Annotated in this window: 5 protein-coding genes; 4 read left to right on the top strand and 1 reads right to left on the bottom strand. The window is 70.7% G+C overall.

Going from position 1 to position 3239, the window contains the following annotated elements:
* Window positions 1-146 precede the first annotated feature (146 nt).
* The 3 genes from ACZ67T_RS46205 to ACZ67T_RS46195 all read left to right on the top strand — a co-directional run bounded on the left by ACZ67T_RS46205 (window position 147) and on the right by ACZ67T_RS46195 (window position 1227).
* Entirely contained in the window at window positions 147-356 is a 210-nt protein-coding gene (locus tag ACZ67T_RS46205) for an acyl-CoA carboxylase epsilon subunit (RefSeq protein ID WP_469993075.1), read from the top strand.
* 71 nt (window positions 357-427) lie between these two features.
* Entirely contained in the window at window positions 428-556 is a 129-nt protein-coding gene (gene mmpB, locus ACZ67T_RS46200; RefSeq protein ID WP_264484688.1) for a morphogenic membrane protein MmpB, read from the top strand.
* A 50-nt stretch (window positions 557-606) separates the two neighbouring features.
* Entirely contained in the window at window positions 607-1227 is a 621-nt protein-coding gene (locus ACZ67T_RS46195) for a Maf family protein (protein ID WP_469993073.1), read from the top strand.
* A gap of 19 nt (window positions 1228-1246) precedes the next feature.
* Here the strand turns inward: ACZ67T_RS46195 and ACZ67T_RS46190 are convergent, their stop codons facing one another.
* Window positions 1247-1720, bottom strand: coding sequence for a hypothetical protein (locus ACZ67T_RS46190; protein ID WP_469993071.1), 474 nt, complete (start codon window positions 1718-1720; stop codon window positions 1247-1249).
* Between the two features lie 356 nt (window positions 1721-2076).
* Here ACZ67T_RS46190 and ACZ67T_RS46185 point away from each other — a divergent pair.
* Window positions 2077-3239: acetyl-CoA carboxylase biotin carboxylase subunit (locus ACZ67T_RS46185; protein WP_469993069.1), on the top strand; the 1163-nt coding region annotated here is incomplete at its 3' end.

The following is a 3239-nucleotide window of genomic DNA, read 5'->3' as shown; positions in this document are numbered from 1 at the left end:
CCCTCGGACACCCGCGCCCACATCGTCCGCGGCCTGCGCCAGCTCCGCACCAAGCGCGAAACCCTCCCGCCCAAGAAGCACGGCAACATCCCGCTCTAGCCCCAGGACCGAGCCGCCCACACGAGCCGCCCGAAAGGACCCGACCAATGATGATCAAGGTCGTCAGGGGCAACCCCACCCCCGAGGAGCTGGCCGCCGCACTGGCGGTGGTCCAGGCCCGCGCCGCGGCAGCAACCACCGCCCCGCCCGGCGCCACAGGCACCCGCGACGCATGGGCGGACCCGGCAAGGCTGGCGCTTGCGCGCCGCCCGTCCCCGGGCCCCACGAGCTGGGCGCGCACGTACTGGCCTGTCTAGTCCCGTAGATGGGGTGCGCCTGAGTACGCGTACTCAGGCGCACCGGGCAGCGGAGCAGCACTATCGAATCCATGCTGTGGTCGGACCCCGAGAACGAGCCCCCCGAGGAGCTGCGCGAAACCCAGGCGATGCTCCGCCGAGCGGGCTTCGTGCTCGCGGTGGCGATGGTGATCGCGATGCTGGTCCTGGGAATCGTTTAGTCGCCCCGGACCGGCCACGCCCACCGGCCCGCATGTGGAACCCTGACCGCATGAGTGATCCCCACGTGAGCACCCGCCGCCGTCTCGTTCTCGCCTCCCAGTCCCCGGCCAGGCTGGCCCTGTTGCGCCAGGCGGGCCTGGCCCCCGAGGTGCTGGTCAGCGGGGTCGACGAGGACGCCGTGTCCGCCCCCACCCCGGCCGAGCTGGCCCTGGCGCTCGCGGAGGCGAAGGCGTCCGTGGTCGCGGCGAAGCCGGAGGTGCACGGCGCACTGGTGATCGGCTGCGACTCGGTCCTGGACATCGACGGCCACGCGCTCGGCAAGCCCGCGGACGCCGAGGAGGCCACGGCGCGCTGGAAGTCGATGCGGGGCCGCGCGGGCACCCTGCAGACGGGCCACTGCGTGTACGACACGGCGACGGGCCGCTACGTGTCGGCGACGGCCTCGACGGTGGTTCGGTTCGGCGAGCCGAGCGACGCGGAGATCGCCGCGTACGTGGCCTCGGGCGAGCCGCTGCACGTGGCGGGCGCGTTCACGCTGGACGGCCGCTCGGCCCCGTTCATCGACGGCATCGACGGCGACCACGGGAACGTGATCGGCCTGTCGATGCCGCTGCTGCGCCGCCTGCTGACCCAACTGGGTGTGAACATCACGGACTTGTGGGCGGACTGACCGCCCACGCCCGCGCGGTTCAGACGGGCTGAGGCGCCCCGCCGCCTTCGGCCGGACCCGCAGGGGCGTCACCCGCACCCGCGCCCTCGCCCGCGCCCTGCTCCTTGCGGTCGTAGGCGACCAGCGTGAGCACGATGAGCCCGAGCACGACCATCATGAAGACGAACGCGAGCCAGCCGACCAGGCCGATGCTGAACGCGCCGAGCAGCCCGTGCACGACAGCCGCGCTGATCAGCAGGATGCGGCCGAAGCCGGCCGGCCCGCGGTCGCGCACGGCGATGCGTACGAGGACGACCGCGCACAGTGCGAGATAGAGGCCGAAGAGCGCGCCGGCTATCCAGGCGGAGACGGACATCGCGCGGGGGTCGAGCCCCGCCAGGGACATGTCCTGGCGGTCGACGACCAGCCCCAGGAACCAGTTGAGCAGGGCGATGCCGATCGCCTCCGCGAAGAGCACGATCGCGGCCACCCATGCCACCGGTCTGCGTGCCACCGGAACCCCACCCACTTTCGACTGCTGTTACCCCTAGTACGTCCGAGACAACGCGAACGCTACTAACGGGTAAACCGCGGGACAAGGGGTCTGCCCAAGGCAAAGAATCATTGGGCCATTCGTAGGGACTCCACAAAGAATCCCGGAGTGCCGCAGCGCCGTCTCACAGAGACCTAGCCCACTCTGGCGGGCTAGGGTTCCAAGAGGGAAGGCTGCGTACCCGGGCGCAACAAGGGGTTTCACCACTTGAGCGCGCCTCGAATAGCACTCCGTGTGGGCAAGCTCACTCATGGGGACGGGTCGAAAGCCCGTGTCGGCAGTCCCTAAACTCGGCTTGTTTCAAGGAGGGAGCCATCGTGCGCAAGGTGCTCATCGCCAACCGTGGCGAAATCGCTGTCCGCGTGGCCCGGGCGTGCCGGGATGCCGGTATCGCGAGCGTTGCCGTTTACGCGGAACCGGACCGGGACGCTTCGCATGTCCGGGCGGCGGACGAGGCGTTCGCGTTGGGCGGTGACACCCCGGCCACCAGCTATCTCGACATGGCGAAGGTGCTGCAGGCCGCCAAGGACTCCGGCGCGGACGCCATCCACCCCGGCTACGGATTCCTGTCGGAGAACGCCGACTTCGCCCAGGCCGTCCTGGACGCCGGACTGATCTGGATCGGCCCGCCCCCGCAGGCCATCCGCGACCTCGGCGACAAGGTCGCCGCCCGGCACATCGCCCAGCGCGCCGGCGCCCCCCTGGTCGCCGGCACCCCGGACCCCGTATCCGGCTCCGACGAGGTCGTCGCGTTCGCCAAGGAACACGGCCTGCCCATCGCCATCAAGGCCGCCTTCGGCGGCGGCGGCCGCGGCCTCAAGGTCGCCCGCACCCTCGAAGAGGTCCCCGAGCTCTACGACTCCGCCGTACGCGAAGCCGTCGCCGCCTTCGGCCGCGGCGAATGCTTCGTCGAGCGCTACCTCGACAAGCCCCGCCACGTCGAGACCCAGTGCCTGGCCGACACCCACGGCAACGTCGTCGTCGTCTCCACCCGCGACTGCTCACTGCAGCGCCGCCACCAAAAACTCGTCGAGGAAGCCCCCGCCCCCTTCCTCACCCCCGCACAGAACGAACAGCTCTACACCGCCTCCAAAGCCATCCTCAAGGAAGCCGGCTACGTCGGCGCCGGCACCGTCGAATTCCTCGTCGGCCTCGACGGCACCATCTCCTTCCTCGAGGTCAACACCCGCCTCCAGGTCGAACACCCCGTCACCGAAGAGGTCGCCGGCATCGACCTCGTCCGCGAGATGTTCCGCATCGCCGACGGCGAGGAACTCGGCTACGACGACCCCACCCTGCGCGGCCACTCCTTCGAATTCCGCATCAACGGCGAAGACCCCGGCCGCGGCTTCCTCCCGGCCCCCGGCACCGTCACCCGCTTCGCCCCGCCCACCGGCCCCGGCGTCCGCCTCGACGCCGGCGTCGAGACCGGCAGCGTCATCGGCCCCGCCTGGGACTCCCTCCTCGCCAAACTCATCGT

The sequence above is a fragment of the Streptomyces sp. NPDC107517 genome, from assembly GCF_055582645.1.
Note: the sequence above shows the minus strand (reverse complement) of the source record. Positions and strands in the feature narration are given on the sequence as shown.

What these genes read in the sequence shown, in the direction of transcription:
- ACZ67T_RS46205 (WP_469993075.1), top strand. Translation starts at nt 147, where the DNA reads ATGATGATCAAGGTCGTCAGGGGCAACCCCACCCCCGAGGAGCTGGCC.
- mmpB (WP_264484688.1), top strand. Translation starts at nt 428, where the DNA reads ATGCTGTGGTCGGACCCCGAGAACGAGCCCCCCGAGGAGCTGCGCGAA.
- ACZ67T_RS46195 (WP_469993073.1), top strand. Translation starts at nt 607, where the DNA reads ATGAGTGATCCCCACGTGAGCACCCGCCGCCGTCTCGTTCTCGCCTCC.